The sequence below is a fragment of the Tahibacter caeni genome, from assembly GCF_024609805.1.
GTDB lineage: Bacteria > Pseudomonadota > Gammaproteobacteria > Xanthomonadales > Rhodanobacteraceae > Tahibacter > Tahibacter caeni.
In genome coordinates, this window is the sequence record NZ_JANFVR010000423.1 from 1 (window position 1) to 3,442 (window position 3,442).

Annotated in this window: 1 protein-coding gene; it reads right to left on the minus strand. The window is 74.2% G+C overall.

Translation table 11 applies throughout. The features are described from left to right. A partial coding sequence (locus tag NON22_RS21955; protein ID WP_257389136.1) for a hybrid sensor histidine kinase/response regulator occupies window positions 1-3,379 on the minus strand: 3,379 nt, incomplete at its 3' end. Between the last annotated feature and the right edge of the window lie 63 nt (window positions 3,380-3,442).

The following is a 3,442-nucleotide window of genomic DNA, read 5'->3' on the forward strand; positions in this document are numbered from 1 at the left end:
GCGGCCGGTCGCCGCTCTCCTGCGCGCGCAGCAGCCGCGCGAGCTGCAGGCCGCCGACGTCGGGCAAGTCCAGATCGAGCACGACGCAGTGCGGCCGGCGCGCGGCGACTTCGGCCAGCGCGGCCAGCGCCTGCGGCGCGTGGCGCGTCGTGTGACCGAGGGTTTCGAGCAGCGCGCAGACCACATGGGCGACATTGCGGTCGTCCTCGACGACGACGAGATCCAGCGGCGTCGCCGCGGCCGGCGCCGGCGGCGCCTCGACTTCGTCGGGCGCGGCCGGCAGGGCCAGTTGCAGCACGAAGCTGCTGCCGCGGCCCGGCGCGCTCTCGACCGTGATCGCGCCGCCCATGAGCTGGGCCAGCTCCTGCGAGATCGCCAGGCCCAGGCCGCTGCCGCCGGCGCGCCGGCCGGCCTCGTCCTGGCTGTAGCGCTGGAACAGGCGCGCCTGCATCGCCGGCGCGATGCCCGGGCCGGTGTCGCTGATGCGGAAGCACTGCGCGCCGGCCGCCGCGGCGACGAGCTCCACGGTCACGCCGCCGACCTCGGTGAACTTGACCGCGTTGTTGACGAGGTTCAGCAGGATCTGGCGCAGCCGCTGCGCGTCGCCGAGCAGCCGCACGGGCGGCTCGACCGGCAGACGCACGATGAAGCCGATGCCCTTGCGCAGGGCCAGCGCGTGGCCGACGTCGGCGACGTCGCGCAGCACCGCCTGCGGATCGAACGCGGCCTGCTCCAGCTGCAGGCGGCCGGCCTCTACGCGGGCGAGATCCAGCGCATCGTTGACCAGCCGGAGGATGTGCTCGCCCGACGTGCGTATGCCGCCGACGTAGCTGAGCTGGCGCGGCTCCAGCGGCGTGCGCTGGAGCAGCTCGGCCATGCCGAGCAGGCCGGTCATCGGCGTGCGGATCTCATGGCCCATATGCGCGAGGAATTCCGACTTGGCCAGGCTGGCCTGCTCGGCCAGCTCGCGGCGCTGCGAAGCCAGCGCGAGCGCATGGCTGCGCACGAGGCGCCGGCGCCAGACCAATGCGGCGATCGCGACCGCGACGGCGAGCAAGACCAGATACAGCGCATAGGCCCAGGGCCGCGCCCAGGGCGGCGCCTCGACGCTCAGGTGCAGCGGCGCGGCCAGTTCGACCACGTCGTCGAGTCCCGTATGCGCGCGCACGCGCAGGCGGTAGTCGCCCGGGCGCAGCTGGGCCAGCTCGCGCAGGCCGGTGTCGCTGCCGGGACTCCAGTCGCTGTCCAGGCCCTGCAGCAGGAAGTCGTAGCGGTTGGCCGCGAGAAACGACAGCGCACGCGCCTCGATGCGCAGGTCGCGGTCGTTCCAGGCCAGCAGGGCCGGATGCGCCGGATCGAACGCGTGCGCGTCGCTGCCGCGGCGCACCTGCACGCCGGTCAGGAGCAGCGGCGCCGGCGGCAGCTGCGGCTCGGCCGCGGCCGTGTCGAACGCGATCAGGCCGTCGGTGGTCGCGGCGAGCGCGACGCCGTCGCTGCGCAGCACGAGGCTGCGGTCGATGAATTCCGAGTCGATCAGGCCGGCGGCGAGGCCGTAGCGGCGCACCTGGCCGCTGCGCGTGTCGACGCGGTAGAGGCCGCGCGGCGTGCTGATCCAGAGCCGCTGCTGCGCGTCGAGCTCCATCGCGCCGGCATCCAGCGCGGGCCAGCCGGCCGCGGCATCGATCGCGCCGACGCGGACGTAGCCGTCGCCCTGGGCCGCGTAGTGCTCGATCGCGCCGAACCGGTGCAGCCAGACGCTGCCGTCGCCGGCGAACGCGAACGCATGCACGCGCGTGTCGGGCAATCCGCGCGGCGGCGCGAAGCGGCCGGCGCCGGCGGCGAGCCTGTCGATGCCGTGCACGTGCGCGACCCAGAGCGCGCCGTCGGGCGCGACGCGCATCTGCTCGACGTCCGCGTCGCGCAGGCCGCTGACCTCGGGCAGGAAGCGCGTGATCCGCAGATCGCCGACGCCGATGCGCGCGATACCGGCGCCGCGCGCGCTGATCCAGACCGCGTCGCCGCGATCGAGCATCAGATCGACCGGACCGGCCGGCAGTGCATCGCCGCGCGCCGCGTCCGCGGCGATGTCCTGCGCCGTGCCGGTTGCGGGATCGACCACGCGCACGCCGCGGTGCTGGCCGAGCCAGAGCCGGCCGCGCGCATCCTGCAGCACCGAGCGGCGGCGCTGCTCGGTACCGGCGATGCGTTCGCCCCAGCGCTCGACCGCGCCGCTGCGCAGATCGACGCGGTCCACGGCGCCGGCCATCGTCACCGACCAGGCCACGCCGTCGCGCCCGTGATTGATGCCCTGGATGCGTCCCGGCGACAGGCTGCGCACATTGCCGGGTTGCTCGCGCCATTGCGAGAACAGCCGCCAGGTCGGCGGCAGATAGGCCACGCCGCCGTCGATCGCGGCGAACCAGAGGCCACCCTCGCGATCGCCGAGCAGATCGAAGATGGCTTCGCCCGACAGGCCGCCGGGGACGCGCGGCTGGGCACGATAGACGGTCTCGAAATGCTCGACGTCATGGCGCACGGCGCCCTGGCGCGTGGCCAGCCACAGATCGCCGTGACCGTCGCGCACGCTCGCGTAGAGCATGCGCGGCGCGGCGCCCGGATCGAGCCGTTCGACCGCGTGCTGTGCATCGACGCGGAACAGCCCGGCCGAGGTCGTCGCGAGCACGCCGGCGCCGTCGGCGCCGAGCGCGAGCACCTGCGGCGGCGCCGCACCGGCGAGTAGCGGCACGCGCTGGAAGATGCCGTCGGGCTTGCGCCGCACGAGGCCTTTGTCGGTGCCTATCCAGAGGCTGCCGTCGGCGGCGCCGTACAGGCTCAGCACGATGTCCGAGGGCAGGCCCGCGCGCTCGTCGGCGCGGTGATGGTCGAAACCGCTGCCGTCCTCGCGCAGCCGGTCCAGCCCGCCCGAATAGGTGCCGACCCAGATCGCACCGGCGGCATCCTCGCTGACCGCCCAGACGTCGTCGGCCGCGAGACTCGCCCCATCGTCCGGATCGTGGCGATACCGGCGGAATTCGCGCCGCGCCGCGTCGAGCACGTTGACGCCGCTGCCTTCGCCGCCGGCCCAGACGCGGTTCGCGCGGTCGACGAACAGCGCCGAGACCTCGTTGCCGGCGATCGATCGCGCGTCGCCGGGAATCGTGCGCCAGACGCGGAAGCTCACGCCGTCGTAGCGCGCGAGCCCGTCGTGCGTGCCGATCCAGATGAAACCGTCGCGATCCTCGGCGAGCTTGTAGACGATGGACGAAGGCAGGCCGTCGTCGACGCCGAAATGTCGGAACATCGGCGTCGCGGCCATGGTCGCCGCGCGCGCGGCGACGCAGAACAGCAGCAGCGGCAGCAGCAGCCAGCGCAACAGCATGGTCGTTTCCCCTCGTGCGATCGGCGCGGGCGCGGCCCGGCGGCGCGCCGCCGCGGCCGCGAC